This window comes from Chromobacterium aquaticum, assembly GCF_021129195.1.
GTDB classification, from domain to species: domain Bacteria; phylum Pseudomonadota; class Gammaproteobacteria; order Burkholderiales; family Chromobacteriaceae; genus Chromobacterium; species Chromobacterium aquaticum.
Map to the genome: position 1 here is coordinate 1 of NZ_JAJOHW010000088.1, position 14,542 is coordinate 14,542.

8 protein-coding genes are annotated in these 14,542 nt (G+C 64.7%); 4 read left to right on the forward strand and 4 right to left on the reverse strand.

Going from position 1 to position 14,542, the window contains the following annotated elements; translation table 11 throughout:
• Positions 1-400: 400 nt before the first annotated feature.
• Positions 401-1,612 carry a selenium metabolism membrane protein YedE/FdhT gene (yedE, locus tag LQT98_RS13695; protein WP_231462866.1) on the forward strand — a complete coding sequence of 404 codons (1,212 nt, stop codon included), beginning with the start codon at positions 401-403 and terminating at the stop codon, positions 1,610-1,612.
• Positions 1,609-1,848, forward strand: a complete 240-nt coding sequence (gene yedF / locus LQT98_RS13700; RefSeq protein ID WP_048415196.1) for a sulfurtransferase-like selenium metabolism protein YedF — start codon at positions 1,609-1,611, stop codon at positions 1,846-1,848. Before yedE ends, yedF begins: the two co-directional genes overlap by 4 nt.
• Before the next feature lie 79 nt (positions 1,849-1,927).
• On the opposite strand, the gene LQT98_RS13705 is transcribed toward yedF, so the two are convergent.
• The 4 genes from LQT98_RS13705 to LQT98_RS13720 all read right to left on the reverse strand — a co-directional run bounded on the left by LQT98_RS13705 (position 1,928) and on the right by LQT98_RS13720 (position 12,536).
• Positions 1,928-2,992, reverse strand: coding sequence for a hypothetical protein (locus LQT98_RS13705; protein WP_231462868.1), 1,065 nt, complete (start codon positions 2,990-2,992; stop codon positions 1,928-1,930).
• Between the two features lie 431 nt (positions 2,993-3,423).
• On the reverse strand, positions 3,424-4,461 hold the full coding sequence (locus LQT98_RS13710) for a patatin-like phospholipase family protein (protein ID WP_231462871.1): 1,038 nt from the start codon (positions 4,459-4,461) through the stop codon (positions 3,424-3,426).
• 73 nt (positions 4,462-4,534) lie between these two features.
• Positions 4,535-6,679 (reverse strand): penicillin-binding protein 1C, encoded by a 2,145-nt coding sequence (gene pbpC, locus LQT98_RS13715; RefSeq protein ID WP_231462874.1) that lies wholly within the window; start codon positions 6,677-6,679, stop codon positions 4,535-4,537.
• Between the two features lie 178 nt (positions 6,680-6,857).
• Complete coding sequence (locus LQT98_RS13720; protein WP_231462876.1) at positions 6,858-12,536, reverse strand: alpha-2-macroglobulin family protein; 5,679 nt, start codon at positions 12,534-12,536, stop codon at positions 6,858-6,860.
• A 111-nt stretch (positions 12,537-12,647) separates the two neighbouring features.
• Between LQT98_RS13720 and LQT98_RS13725 the strand changes: the two genes are divergently transcribed.
• Together LQT98_RS13725 and LQT98_RS13730 are read left to right on the forward strand one after the other, a co-directional pair.
• Entirely contained in the window at positions 12,648-12,836 is a 189-nt protein-coding gene (locus LQT98_RS13725) for a hypothetical protein (protein ID WP_231462879.1), read from the forward strand.
• Positions 12,837-12,984: 148 nt separating this feature from the next.
• Positions 12,985-14,542 (forward strand): ShlB/FhaC/HecB family hemolysin secretion/activation protein (locus LQT98_RS13730; protein WP_231462880.1); only part of this gene is annotated, 1,558 nt, incomplete at its 3' end.

A 14,542-nucleotide genomic window follows, 5' to 3' on the forward strand; every position in this document is an offset into this window, starting at 1 on the left:
GCGAAGCTGGCGAGCAGGGTGTTGAGATCCATGGGCTTAAGGTTCGTTGAGCGATGGTTTTATCGGGGCGAACACAGGCTGCATGCGGGTTTCGCGCCGCTGGCAGCTGCTGGTTTCAGCAGCTGTTGATAGTTCTTGTTAAAAAGCGAGCTTATTCTATGTGTTTTTGCTGGTCGGCACAAAGGCTTTGATGCCAAAGGGATTTTGTTTTAATCGAAACCAGTTGGATAGGCCGACGTCGGCTGAGCCGGATCAAGACGGGCCGGTTTCGGGTTTGCCGCGGACGGCCGTGGGTGCGACAATCTGGCGCTGACATGGTTCACGCACTGTTCTACAATGCCAACCGTATGTTTTTGACCCTGCCCGCGGGCAGGTTTTTTTATTGGGAGACGTCTGAGCCATGACTTGGCAGGATTTCAAGACGCAATACCTGGTGCGCTTCTGGGCGCCGGTGCCGGCGGTGATCGCCGCCGGGGTGTTGTCCGCTTATTATTTTGGCATTACCGGCACTTTCTGGGCGGTGACCGGGGAGTTCACGCGCTGGGGCGGCCACGCCTTGCAGCTGTTTGGCTTTCATCCGGAAACCTGGGGTTATTTCAAGGTGATCCACCTGGAAGGCACGCCGCTGGACCGGGTGGACGGCATGATGATCATAGGCATGTTCGCCGGCTGCCTGTCCGCGGCCTTGTGGGCCAATAACGTCAAGCTGCGCATGCCGCATCATCGCGTCCGCATCGCGCAGGCGGTGCTGGGCGGTTTGATCGCCGGTTTTGGCGCGCGGCTGGCGATGGGCTGCAATCTGGCGGCCTTCTTCACCGGCATTCCGCAGTTTTCCCTGCATGCCTGGCTGTTTGCGCTGGCGACGGCGGCCGGTTCCTGGTTTGGCGCGCGCGTGACCATGCTGCCGGTGTTCCGCATCCCGGTGAAGCTGCAGAAGGTGAGCGCGCCGCAGCCCTTGCAGCAGCGCGAGGACCAGGCGCGGCGTCGTTTCCGCCTGGGCATGCTGATTTTCGTCGCCTTCACGCTGTGGGCGCTGGCCCGCACCTTCTCCATGCCCAAGCTGGGGCTGGCGGCCTTGTTCGGCCTGGCTTTCGGTCTGATCATCGAGCGCGCGCAGGTGTGCTTCACCTCGGCCTTCCGCGATCTGTGGCTGACCGGCCGCACCCAGATGGCCAAGGCCATCATCGCCGGCATGGCGGTGAGCGTGATTGGCGTGTACAGCTATGTGCAGCTGGGCGTGCCGCCCAAGATTCTGTGGGCCGGCCCGAATGCGGTGATAGGCGGGGTCTTGTTCGGCTTCGGCATCGTGCTGGCCGGCGGCTGCGAAACCGGCTGGATGTATCGCGCGGTGGAGGGCCAGGTGCATTATTGGTGGGTGGGGCTGGGCAATATCGTCGGTGCCACCTTGCTGGCGGCGTGGTGGGACGATATCGCGCCGGCGGTGGCTACCGATTACGCCAAGGTCAATCTGCTGGCGGTGTTTGGCCCGCAAGGCGGCCTGGTGCTCACTTACGCGATGTTGGCGCTGGCGATGCTGGCGGTGATGTGGTGGGAAAAACGCTTTTTCGCCAATAAGGCGCGGACGGCTAGATTCAGCAAGGAGGCGGCATGAGCAAGCAGAGTTACACTCCCAATTACCGTTTGGACATGATGGGCGAGCCTTGCCCGTATCCGGCGGTGGCCACGCTGGAGGCGATGCCGCAGCTGCGGCCGGGCGAAATCCTGGAGGTGGTGACCGATTGCCCGCAGTCGATCAACAACATTCCGCTGGACGCCAAGAACCATGGCTACACCGTGCTGGAAATCCAGCAGGACGGCCCGACGATACGCTATCTGATCCAGCGTTGAGGCTACTTTCCCGCCTGGCTTTAGCCGATGGCGCGAAATGGAAAGCCCCCGGCGAACCTCGCGTTCGCCGGGGGCTTTTTTACTGCCCGATCAGGCTGACGTCGCCTAATTTAATACTCGGCACAATGCCGTTTGACGCCAAGCGCAATAGCGGATGGTGGATGTCCAGGCCGGGGATGCCATGTTCATGCACCGGGATGGCGAGGTCGTGAACGGTATGCTCGTCGCTGTTGGAGGCGATGTGTGGCAGCACATAGATCGCGAAGAACTGCACGGACCAGTCTTGTTGGATGGGTGGTTTGGCGGTGTAGGTAAACGAAACGCTGGTCTTAAAGCCGGCGGGGATCGTCAGGTAGCTGGTGCCCAAAGAGCCATCGGATTGATCCACGGGGGTTGGGGGAAGTTGAATGATGCGGCCCTTGTCGGGGCCGGAGGGAATTGGGGTTCCGGAAGAGAAAGCCAGTATGCTGCCGGGCGTCAGGCCTTTGTAGCTCAGGCCTATCAGGAACTGGTATTCGGTGCCTGGCCGCAAGGAGGTGGTGTCCAGGGTGAAGTGGTCGGTATAAGTAGGAATGCCCTTGTTTACCAAAGTTACATTCCGCCATCCCATATTGGGGTGGCTTGCAATGTAGCTGGCCAATTGAGCCATGGTGCTGATTTCCCCATCCGGCGGCAGGGGGTTGGGGTGGTTGGCGGTGCTGATCCGGGTAATCAGGCAGCTGTGGATTTCCGATGTGGGCAAAAAGGTGAAGGGCTCCGGCGTGACGGTAACCTCATTCACATCATTGGCCACCACTTGTACATAGTCTTGGTTCGAGCTGGTTTTGAGTTGGTTTTTGGACCATAGCGATGGAAACAAAAACAGATTTTGCGGGCAGTAGTACAGATAAATCTTGCCTGAATCGGCGCCGGAGGACAGGTTTTTGCCACGGACATAGAAATAATTCTGCTGCATGAAGATTGTGGGTTTGCCAACGTCGGCATTATAAGTTTTGGCCCCGAATGCTTGCTGTGGGTGAGGTTCGACCGAAATGCCATTCGGAATGATGTCTGGGGAGTTGGTCCAGGTTCCTCCTGTATAAGGGGTGATGCCGGTATCGTTGAGCGCTTTCCTGATCAAGATGTCATTCCATTTGGTGCTCATGAGATCTACTCCTGAAAAAAGACATATATTGAGCGCATGCGGGATTCCGTTGCGTTTAGTGTTGGGAATATGTGAATAGGCGAGTGCGGCGGTTTTTCCGGTATGGAGCAGGCGGCAGGCAAGGAGAGTGTATTGATCTCGGAAGCCGAGTCGTCATGGCAAGTCGCACCCAATTAGCATAAGGCCCGATTTGAACGATTAGCCGGTGCGAAAATACTTAAGTGGAAATCTGGGTGATTGAATTTAAGAGGCGCGGTACTTAAGTGTGGTGGAAAGCGGCCTAATGCAGTTGGTCTTATATCTACAAAAAGGCCAGTTTTGGGGCGCGAGGCACGAAATCAGCAGAACATGGATAAAAAGGCCAGTTGCGTGGGAGTGAGGCGATCAAGGTAGGCCCTGCATGCCCCCGCGCTTATCGCGCGGGGGCTGGCTTAGCTTTCGCAGCCGGCGAGGAAGTCGCGGGTGGCGGTGGCGCCGGCTTGGAGTAGGCGCTGATAGTTGTCGTCGCCGGGGCTGATGTCAAATTCAGTAGCGCTGATGTCGCCGGTTTTTATGCTGATGCTGCGCGCCTGATCCCGCGGCGAATACTGATAGTTCAGGTTTTGCGCTTGCCAGGCGCTCTGGGCGATGTTCTGGATGTGCTGGATCAGGTTGGCGTCCGGTGACTGCTTGCCAGGCGGCGCGTCGAAACGGGCGCCGAAGGTTTTCTCCTCCTCCTTATCTTCTCCCTGCTTGGGCTTTGCTGGGTACTTGTCGTCGAAGAAGTTGATCGGGTAGTTCCAGATAGTGCCGCCGTCGACGAATACGCCGGCTTGTTGGCCGGGGTAGCTGAAGTTTTGCGCTTCGAAGAAGAAGGGGATAGACATGGAGATGCGCACCGCCTCGGCCACTTCCACGTCCGGCGTCAGCTCGGCGGAGAATATTCTGGCTTGATGGGCGTTGGCGTCGCAGCCTATCACGTGGAGCTGGCGGAAGGGCTGGTCGTTTTTGTGCAGCGCCGGCTTGGCGAAGTCGGCGAAGGTGTATTTCTTGTCCGGCCGGCCGTCCTTGAACTGGCTGGCGACGACATTTTTCAGCCAGTGGTAGAAGTAGTCGCTGGAATACCAGCCTTTCTTGTTGAACAGGCGCAGCAGGCAGATGAAGTCTTCAAGCGAGACGTTGTTCGCGTGCGGTTGCAGGGCCAGCTGGGCCTGGAAGGCCTTGTGCGCGGCCTGCAGTTGCGGCGTGGCCGGATCAGCCACTTTTTGCGGGATCTTGCTGTAGTCCAGGGAGTCGGACAGCTCCCGGGTCTTGGCCGCGCTGAGGCGGAAACTGATCAGCATGGAGGAGATGGCGCCGGCGGAGGAGCCGACCACGCGCTGGATTTGCGCCAGCGCGCCGGCCCGCTCCAGTTCCTCCAGCATGCCCAGGTAGGCGATGCCCCAGACGCCGCCGCCGGACAGCGCGAGGTTTTCGAATGAATATTTCATATGCCGCTCCTTGTCGTTGAAATGGGAATGACTCGCCATTTATGTTTACGGCATGGAGCGGCGTTTGCGGCTATTAGTTGACGCGGGGCCCGGGCTTGCCGGCCTTTCGGCCAGGTGTGGCCACCGCGCCGCGCACTTCGAAGCGGATTTTCTCCACCACCAGGCCCTTGGCGTCGCGCAGTTCCAGCGCGTGGCGGCCGGGCCAGGGGAACCAGGGCAGGCTGGCGCCGGCGCCCAGGCGCTTGCCGTTCAGCCACCATTGCGGGCGGGCCACGCCGCGCGCGCGCAATAACAGGCGCTGGTTGGCCGGCGGGATGTCCGGGTCCAGCGCGTAGACGCTGCCATCCACCGGCGCGGCGATGCCCGGCGTCTGGCTGGCGGCGCTGCCGCGCTCCGGCACGATCAGCGCGCGCTCGGTGCCGGCCAGGAACCATTCGCGGCGGCTGGCTTCCACATCCCCTTCATAACGCACGTTCTGGCTCACCACGCCGGGCGGCGGGGGCGGCGGCAGGGAGGCCGGCGCGCCTTGCTGGGCGCGGTCCAGCACCGCCTGCCACACCGGGGCCGCGCCGTGCATGCCGGACACGTCCCACATCGGCTCGCCGGCGGCGTTGCCCACCCATACCGCCACCGTGCGCTGGCGCGAGAAGCCCACCGCCCAGTTGTCGCGCATGTCCTTGCTGGTGCCGGTCTTGACCGCGCTCCAGTAACGGGTGGACAGCGCGCTTTCCAGGCCGAAGGTGCGTGCGCGCGCGGTGCGGTCGGACAGGATGTCGGCGATGATGAAGCTGCTGGCGGCGTCCAGCTGCCGCTGCGGCTTGGGCTTGGGGTCCGCCAGCGTCCAGCGGGTCGGGCTGGCCAGGCCTTGATTGGCCAGGGTGCGGTAGGCGTTGGCCAGCTCCAGCAGGCGGATGTCGGCGGCGCCCAGCGCCAGGCTGAAGCCGTAGTAGTCGCCGTCCTGCTGCAGGCTGCTCAGACCCAGCCGGTACAGGCGGTCGCGCAGCGCGTTGGGGCCCACCATTTCAATGGCGCGCACCGCCGGCACATTGAGGGAGGAGGCCAGCGCGGTGCGCGCCGACACCAGGCCCTTGAAGTCCTTGGCGTAGTTTTGCGGCGCGTACAAGCCGGCGCCGGTTTGCAGGCTTAGCGGGCTGTCATCCAGCAGGGAGGCGGCGCTCAGGTAGCGCCGCTCCAACGCCAACTGATAGAGGAAGGGTTTGAGGGTGGAGCCGGCCTGGCGCAGCGAGGTGACGCCGTCCACTTCGGCGGCGTTGGACAGGCCGCGGCCGCTGGAGCCCACCCAGGCCAGGATGTCGCCGCTGGCGTTGTCCAACACCACCAGCGCGCCGTCCTGCACATTGCGCTGCGCCAGCGCGGCCAGGTGGCGGCGCAGCACCGAGGCGGCGTAGCGCTGCAGGCCTAGGTCCATCGTGGAGGCGATGCGGCTGCCGGCCGTCAACGGCTGGCGCTGCAGCAGCTTTTGGGCGAAGTGGGGCGCGTCCTGTTCCGCCAGCGGATTGGCGGCGCGGCTCTGCGCCAGCGCCTGGCGGGTGCGCACCGCCAGCGCCGCGCAATTGGGCTGGCGGCGCATGTCCTGCAGAATGCGGCAGGCGCGGGCGGCCACTTTGTCCGGCGCGGCGTTGGGCGCGCGGATCAGCGCCACCGCGATGGCGGATTCTTCCAGATTGAGGCCGGCCGGCAGTTTGCCGAACAAGGTGGCGGACAAGGCGGACAGGCCCACCAGCTCGCCGCGGAAGCCGACCAGATTGAGGTAGGCCTCCAGGATCTGCGCCTTGCTCCAGTGGGTTTCCAGCCAGGCGGCGGACCAGCCCTGGCCCATTTTCTGCCACAGGCTGCGGCCATTGCGGCCCACCTTGAGATCGTTATCCAGCAGGCCGGCCAGCTGCATGGTCAGCGTGGACGCGCCGCGGGTGCGGGTGTTCCACAGATTGCCCCAGGCCGCGGCGGCCACGCCGGACCAGTCCACGCCGCTGTGTTGATAGAAACGCCGGTCTTCCGACACCACCAGCGCGTGGCGGAAGGCGGGCGAGGTATCGGCCAGCCCCACCCAGTCCAGCCGCCGGCCTTGCTTGTCCACCCGCAGCCGCTGTAGCGGCTGGCCGTTGCGGTCCAGCACCACCACGTCCGACGGCCGCCATTCCGCCTTGACCTGCTGAAAGCTGGGCTGGGCCAGCGCCGGCGCGGCGGCGGCGCTCAACGCCAGCGCCGCCAGCCACTTCCGGGGACCTCGAAAAACCGTCGCGAGCGGTTCGAGAGCAAGGCGCACCGCGCACAGCGACCGAGATAGTACAAGTCGTACAGCGAGGGAGCGAGCACGAAGCAACGCGGCTATTGGACCGCGTAGCAGGTTTTTCGAGGTCCCTTTCCATCGTCTGTTATTTGCCATCAACTACCTTGAACACCGGGTTGGGCGACATGCCGAACACGTCCGGCGCGTACAGTGCTTCCACCCGCGTCGGCGGCAGCTTGAAGGCGCCGGGGTTGTTCAGGCGCATGGTGTAGCTGGCTTTCAGGCCGCCGCGCGGCACGTAGCCGTAGTAGGCGCGGTAGCCGGAGAAGCGGCGCTCCACGTAATCGGCGGGGTCGCCGTCGTTGTCGGCCTTGGCGTTGATCGCGGAATCCCGGCCCAGGCCGGAACCCAGGATGGTGGCGCCGGCCGGGATCGGGTCGTTGACCACTACCCAGGTCATATCGCTTTGCGCCTGGATTTCCAGTGTGACCTTGACCACGTCGCCGGGCTGGTACTGGCCGCTGGTTTTCTGGCTGACCGGGCTCAGCGTTTTCTTGATGCTGTAGCCGGCGTAGCGCGGCGCCTTGAGCGCGATGGCGGCTTCGGCCTGGATGGTGGCCCACGGCGCGCCGCCGCCGGCGTGCTTGAGCTGCAGGCTGCCGCCGCCGGCGGGCCAGGGCAGCAGGCCCAACTGTTTGACGCCTTCCTGCGGCCAGCCCAGGTTCAGTTTGGCGCCGCCCAGCGCGGCGCTGGTCTGGCCGCTGACCGGCGTGGTTTCGAATTGACGCGAGAATTGCGCGACGGCCAGGCTGCCCCACAGATTGGACGTGGTGGTGCCCCAATGGCCTTTTTGCTGACGCCCCAGCAGGCCGGTGAGCAGGCGCGGCATGTCCGCTTGCCAGCCCGGCAGCTTGCGCACCGTCAGCAGCAGCTTGGCGGCGTTGACGTCGGCGCTGCCCATCAGCCACCAGGCGTTGTCGCTGGCCTCGGTGCTGAAGCCCATGCGCGTGCCCTGGTAGGTGAGACGCGCGCGCAGCAGGTTTTCCGCCTCGCTCAGCCGCGCGGCGCGCTGCGGGATGTCGGCGGCGCGGTTCAGCAGCGCCAGCCAGTCCACCAGCATGGCGGTGCTCATCTTCTGCGGGTTGAGATCCAGCACGTCCAGCATGGCCGGGCGGAAGCGGCCGTAGCGCGCGAGCGCTTCCATTGCGCTCAGGCGGCGGGCGTCTGCGTCCTGGCGGCCCAGCGGCAGATCGCGCTTGATCCGGCCCTCGACGAAGGCGGACAGGCCGTCCAGCAGCCGCGCGCGCTGGGTTTCGGGGATGGCGACGCCGGCTTCGTGGGCGGCGGCCAGCAGATAGCCGCTGAGGATGTCGCTGCCGCGATCCGGCGCGCCTTCGGCCAGCGGGAAGTAGGCGGCGAGGCCGCTGCCGTCCAGATACAGCGGCAGCTCGCTCATCAATTGATCCCAGCGCTTGGCGTCGGCCAGGCCCAGCGCCACCGAGCTGCGCTGTTCCAGGCAGACATAGGGGTAGTCCTGGAACCAGCGGCGCACGCCGGGCAGTTCATTGCCCAGCTTGGCCTGCAGGCTGACGCGGATGCCGCCGCGGCCGGGCAGGGCGCCCGGCGGCAAGGCGACGGGGATGCTCAGTTCCGGCGCCACGCGTTGCAGCGTGGCCTGCTCCACGGTGATGGGCACCGCCGGCTCGATTTCCTGGCGCAGCGCCAGCTTGTCGGCGGCCTTGCCGTCCACTTGCTGGGCGCTGAAGCTCCATTTCAGCTCCTTGACGTCGTTGGGCACCGTCACCGGCCAGCTCAACAGCCGCGCTTCGCCCACCGGCAGGCTGATTTCCTGCGGCGGCAAGGCCGGCAGGCCGGGCGCGCCGGCCTGGACCTTGACCTTGAGCGGTTTGTCGCCGCCGTTGCGCACGGTGACGCCGGCGCTGAACTGGTCGCCTTCGCGCGCCAGCGGCGGGATGCCGGAGCTTAGTTGCAGGTCCTGGGTGACATTGAAGCCGGCTTCGCCGGTGCCGAACAAATCATTGCCCGCGTCGGCCACCGCCACCAGGCGGAAGCGGGTCAGCGCGTCGTTGATCGGCACTTTGACGCGGGCGCTGCCGTTGGCATCCAGCACCACGCGCGGCTGCCACAGCAGCAGGGTGTCCAGCAGTTCGCGAGTGGGCGCCTTGCCGCCGCCGCCGCCCGGAGGCAGCGATTTGCGGCCGTAATGGCGCTTGCCCACCACTTCCAGTTGGGCGGTGGCGGTTTCCACGCCGTAGCTGTGGCGCTGGTACATCGCCTGCATCAGTTCCCAGCTGCGGTTGGGCTGCAATTCCAGCAGCGCCTCGTCCACGGCGGCGAAGGCCACTTCGGTGCCGGCCGGCGCCGGCTTGCCGCCGGGCAGCTTGACCTGGATGGTCACGTCGGCGGTTTCGCGTATGCCGTAGCTCTTGCGCGCCGGGCTCACCGTCACGTCCAGCCGCTTGGCGGCGTCGCCCACCTGGATTTCGGCGATGCCGTATTTGAAGGCCGGTCGCGACAGGTCCACCATGCTGGTGGGCGGGGTGTAATCGCCGCCTTCGTTCCAGTAGGCGTCCCACCATTCGCTCGGGGTTTTCCAGCCCCAGGTGAAGAAGGAGTACCACGGCACTTCGCGCACGCGGCCGCGCACCGCCAGCACCGAGACGTAGACGTTAGGGGTCCAGCCCGGCTCGATCTTGAGCTCGATCACCGGGTTCTTGCCTTCCAGTTCCACCACTCGGGTTTCGATCACGCCTTCGCGCTCTATCGCCAGCCAGGCGGTGGCTTTGCGGAAGGGCATGCGTACCTGGAAGCGGGCGGTTTCGCCGGGCGCGTAGCTGATTTTTTCCGGCAGGATGTCGATGCGGTCGTTGTTGTCCACGTCGAACCACAGCTCGTCGTGCTTGCTGACCCACACCGATTGCGCGCTTTGCGCCAGGTTGCCGTTGTCGTCGCTGGCTTCGGCGATCAACTCCATATCGCCGGCATCCTTGAGATTGATTTCGCAGAACATCAGGCCGCGGCCGTCGGTGCCGCCGCTGCACACCTTGCCCTTGTCGTCGGTTTCCTCATTGTGGTCCCAGGCGTAGAAACCGCCCACCAGCCGCTTGCGGCTGGACAGGTAGCGGTGTTCGCGCAGGCTGATCTTGACGTTCTTGCCGGCCAGCGGCTTGCCGGCGGTGTCCAGCACCACGGCCTTGAGCTGCAGCGCGCGGCCGGCGGTGATCCAGCTGTCCACGCTGATGCCCACTTGCAGGCCAGCCGGCCACAGCGGAATGCGGCGGGTCAGGGTTTGCACTTCGCCGTTGGGGTCGCGGTAGGCGGCCTCGGTGACCAGATCGTAGCGGCGGTCCAGCTTGGGCAGCTTGTCCAGCGTGGTCTTGCCGTTGCCGTTGGCGTCCAGTTGCAGCGCGGACTTGTCCAGCAGCACCTTGCCATCGAGCGAGGACTCGGCCTGCTCGCGCTGGCGCTGCGGCGGCGAGAAGCTGTAATCCTCATAACCCTTGATGCGCTGGTAGGCGTCGGCCAGCATGGCGCTGACTTCCACCGGCCAGCCCTTGGCCGGGCCGCCGTTGCCCCAGGACAGGGACACATTGAGCGGCAGCTGCTTGGGCGCGATGCCGGCGTTCTTCACCGTGGAGATGCGGCCGCTCATGGTGGGCAGGCGGAATTCCTCCACCCGGAAACCGCCGCTGCGCAGCGAATAGCCGTCCAGCTCCGGGCTGGACGGCTTGTCCTTGTCGTCCGGGCCGCGCGCGCCCTTGCGTTCCAGGTAGAGGGTGTATTCGCCCAGCTTGGCTTCCTTGGGCAGCGCGTAGCTGCTCTCCGCGTAGCGGCCATTGCGCCAGCTCAGCGGCAGGTTGATTTCGTCGCCGCTGCCGTCGTGGACGATGCGCAGTTGCTGCGGCAGCTGGCCGGGCTTGAGCTGCGCCAGGCCGCGGCTGACCTGGGTGCGCAGCAGATGCTTCATCGACACGGTTTCGCCGGCGCGGAACAGGGCGCGGTCCAGAATGGTGTGGGCCAGGATGTTGGGGCTGTCGCTCCACTGGGTGGGGAAGGGGAAGCGCCAGGATTCTATGCCGCGGTTCCAGCTGGAACGCACGAAGGACACGTCGTCGTTGCCGTTGGCGTCCTTGGCGGTGGCGGTGATGAACAGGCCGGACAGTTCTTCGTTATCGCAGTTGCCGGCCGCCAGCACGGATTTGACCGCGGCCACGCCCTTGGCGTCGGTCTTGCCGGCCCACAGCGCATTGCCCTTGCAGTCGTAGATGTTGACGCGGGCGGCCGGCACCGGCTTGCCCTTGTCCAGCGTGGTCACCCACACCGCGGCGTTTTCCTTGGAGCTCTTGAAGTGCACCGCCATATTGGTGACCAGCGCGGCGGTGCGCACATACATCGGCTTATTGCTGGCCAGCAGCGATTTGCCCAGCAGCCGCGACGACACTTCCACTACGTAGAGGCCGGGCTTGGGCAGCGGGATGCCCACCACTTCGAACGGCCATTTGCCCTGCTTGTCCGGCTGGCTGGGCAGCTTCAGCGGCTGGGCGGCTGGCTCTTTGGCCAGCAGCGACAGGCGGCGGCTTTCTATGGTCTTGTCCTTGCCCGCGGGCAGGTAGCTCTCGTGATAGCGCAGCACCTTGGCCAGCCAGGCCATCATGTCCTGGTCCTTGTTCAGCCGCAGCGCCTGGCCGCCCAATTGCACCGATTTGATGTTGAGATCGCCCTCCACCCCGCGCAGGGTGATGGGCAGCGCCGCGTCCGCGCCGGACTCTATGATGCCGAACGGCGCGGCGGCGAATTTGGCCAGCGGCGGGTAGTCGGCCAGCTTGATGGCCAGCGGGAAGCGCTCGGCGTTGACCAGCGGCCGGCCCACCTCGTCGCCAAAGTCCTTGGGCAGCTTCAGCGTCAGCGTTTCCAAGGGCGGGAACGGCGGCGCGAAACTGATGCTGTCCACCGGTTCGCCCTTGCTACGGGCCTCTGGCTGCGGCGCGCGTTCGGCGCCGGCGCCGCTCAGGCGCACCGCCATCGCCAGTTTTTCCGGCACCGGCGAGCTGAAGTTGAGGGTGATGGGCTTGAACGGGATGCAAGCGCCTTTGGCGTTCTCGCGCAGGCAGCTCATGCTGGCGCTGAACGGCGGTCGCACCTGGTAGTTGAGCCGGTCCGACGTGGCCGCGCCGCGCTGGTGCACCAGGGTGAGCTTGCTGTCCGGCGCCAGGCGCTGGCCGCAGCGCAGTGTCAGCACCTTGGCGGATTTCGCTTCCAGCTTCAGATGCTTGAGCAGCGCCGCGCGCTCGCCGGCCGGCAAGGGCTGGACCGGGATGCGTTCCGGCAAGCTGGAGGATTGGCAATACAGGGACGAGGCCGGCACGCCGACACCGTTGAATTGCAGCACGAAGGCCTGGTCTTCCTCGATACGGCCGTTGCGCGGCCAGCGTTCCACCACTACCGGCGCGCCGGTGTAGAAACGAAAGCTCAGGCCGGCGCCCACCGTCTTGCCCTGCAGGTCCTTGAGGCCGGGCTTGGGCGTGAAGCGGCAATCGGTATTGGCGGCCGGGGTTTCCGACACGTCCAGCACCCAGCTCTTGTCGTCCACCCAATGGCCCTTGGCCTTCAGGCCGCAGCTCCAGGCGAACGGCGCCGGCGCGGCGCTATTGCCCAGCGGAATCATGCTGCTGTTGAAAGTGGCGCGCACCTGCTGCACTTCTTTGACTTCACCCTGGGGGCTGAAGGTGGTGACGCCGGCGGCCAGGCTGGCGGCGCTGGCGACGCCGAGCAGGACGGACGCGAGACGGGATGGCAAGGACATGGACAAGGCTCCGGAAAATACCATTGCGATTATACGCGGCTGACCGGATATTGCGCGGGGAATGGCCGCAATCTTTGTTTGCCACTTTGGGGAGAGTATTAAGATTCGAACATGGATTTGTTGTTTTTTTACCATTCCAATGTGATTTTTCTAGGTGAATTACAGATTCACGTCATGCGAAGAGAAAGGGGTTTGGCCGAGCGCGAATCCATCGCCAACGGAATCCCAGCCATGTTTTTGTTTGCGCTCCAGCCTTGGCCGAAGCATGTCCCACCGGGCTCGCTGGCTGAATGGGCATAATGGTCTAGAGCAAAAATTCCTAATCAAAACAACAGTTTTTTCGTGTGTTTGTGTGAAGATTAACAATTCGCAACTACGTAGTTATACGGATTGGGAGCGGGCTCCATTGTCATAAAATCGCGGATTTTCAAGAAAACGCTATTTTTGTATGGGGCATTTGAAAGTATCGGCCTGGGTTTGCCGTGAGCCGGCCGGCCAGGTCGCGGCTGCGTTTTTGGCGCTGGGTTTTGCCGTGCCGGCATCGGCGCTGCCGGCGGCCACGCCGTCTCCCGATCAGCAATTGATCTTGCAGCAGGAGCGCGAGCGGGTCTTGCAAGAGCAAGTGCAGCCGGCGGCACCCGATGTGCGCCTGCCGCGCCAGGCCGATGCGCTGGCGGACTACCCCGTTGGCGAGGCTCCATGCTTCGCCATCCGCGAGCTCAGGCTGGAGGGCGAACTGGCCGAGCGTTTCCATTGGGCGCTGGAGGCGGCCAACGCCGCCGGCCGCTGCCTGGGCGTCCAGGGGGTGAACCTGGCGATGAAGCGGGTGCAGAACGCCTTGATCGCCCAGGGCTATGTCACCACTCGGGTGTTGATCAAGCCACAGGACCTGAAGCCGGGCGTGCTGACGCTGACGCTGATCCCCGGCCGCATTCATGCGATCCGCTTCGCCGATCCGGCGTCGTGGCGCGCGCGCTGGTTCAACGCGCTGCCGGCGCGGCCGAGCGATGTGCTCAACCTGCGCGATATCGAACAGGCGCTGGAAAACTTCAAGCGGGTGCCGACGGCGGATGCCGACATCCAAATCGAACCAGCCGGCGCCGATGGCGAAAGCGACTTGGTGATCGCCTGGAAAGAGGCCTTGCCCATCCGGCTGTCCTTGAGCCTGGACGATGGCGGCAGCGACGCCACCGGCCGCTACCAGGGCAGCGCCACCTTGTCGCTGGACAATCTGCTCACCGTCAACGACCTGTTCTATTACAGCCAGGGCAAGGACCTGTTCCAACACGAGCCGCTGGGCTCCAAAAGCCGTTCGCTGCATTACTCGCTGCCCCTGGGCTACTGGCAGCTGGGTCTCACGCTCAACGATTACCGCTATCACCAGACCATAGCCGGCGCCAATGAGAAATACCTGTACCGCGGCGACAGCGAAAACAGCCAGCTCAGCCTGTCGCGAGTGGTGTATCGCAGCCAGGCGCACAAGACCACGCTGAGCCTGCGCGCCTACCAGCGCAAATCGCGCAACTTCGTCGAAGACACGGAAATCCGCCTGCAGCATCGGCAGACCGCCGGCTGGGAGCTGGGGCTTAGCCAGCGTTCTTATCTGGGCGACGCCACCTTGGACGCCGGCCTCAACTGGCGGCGCGGCAGCGGCATGTTGGGCGCCTTGAACGCGCCGGAAGAGGAAACGGGCAACGGCGGCTCCCGGCCCAGCATCGTGTCCGCGGAGCTGAGCTATACCCAGCCGCTGCAAATCGGCGCGCAGAAACTGCGGCTCAACAGCCAATGGCGCGGCCAGTGGAGCAAGGGCGCGCTGGTGCCGCAGGACCGTTTCTCGATTGGCGGCCGCTACACCGTGCGCGGCTTCGACGGCGACTTGAGTCTGTCTAGCGAGCGTGGCTGGCTGTGGCGCAACGAACTGTCCTGGGCGATGGGCCCCAGCGGCCAGGAGCTGTACCTGGGCCTGGACCTGGGGCGCGTCAGCGGCGCCGCCAGCAGCCAGCTGA

Coding starts and splice junctions, on each gene's coding strand:
- yedE (WP_231462866.1), top strand. CDS start 401: ATGACTTGGCAGGATTTCAAGACGCAATACCTGGTGCGCTTCTGGGCG.
- LQT98_RS13725 (WP_231462879.1), top strand. CDS start 12,648: ATGGATTTGTTGTTTTTTTACCATTCCAATGTGATTTTTCTAGGTGAA.
- LQT98_RS13705 (WP_231462868.1), bottom strand. CDS start 2,992: ATGAGCACCAAATGGAATGACATCTTGATCAGGAAAGCGCTCAACGAT.
- LQT98_RS13720 (WP_231462876.1), bottom strand. CDS start 12,536: ATGTCCTTGCCATCCCGTCTCGCGTCCGTCCTGCTCGGCGTCGCCAGC.
- LQT98_RS13710 (WP_231462871.1), bottom strand. CDS start 4,461: ATGAAATATTCATTCGAAAACCTCGCGCTGTCCGGCGGCGGCGTCTGG.
- yedF (WP_048415196.1), top strand. CDS start 1,609: ATGAGCAAGCAGAGTTACACTCCCAATTACCGTTTGGACATGATGGGC.